Here is a 288-nt window from a genome sequence, read left to right on the forward strand (position 1 = left end):
GCATCGAAGTCGAAGTCCTCCTCGTACAACACGATGTCCACATCCCGGGAATGCGCCAGCTCCCGCAGCTCCAACGGGGTGAACTTCACCTGCGCCGGCCCACGCCGGCCGAACACGTGCACATCCGTGACCGGGGAGGCGGCCAGGTCCCGGTACACGTTGTCCGGGATCTCGGTGGGCAACAGGTCCTCAGCATGCTTGGACAGGATCCGGGCCACATCCAGGGCCACGTTCCCGTTGCCGATCACCGCCACCTGCGTGGCCTCCAACGGCCAGTGCCGCGGCACA

Annotated in this window: 1 pseudogene; it reads right to left on the minus strand. The window is 66.7% G+C overall.

Going from position 1 to position 288, the window contains the following annotated elements:
• Positions 1-288 (minus strand): annotated as a pseudogene (locus ACUJ8O_RS11565) (pyridine nucleotide-disulfide oxidoreductase); the annotation flags it as partial.

The organism is Micrococcus sp. EWR3.9.1 (assembly GCF_052615555.1).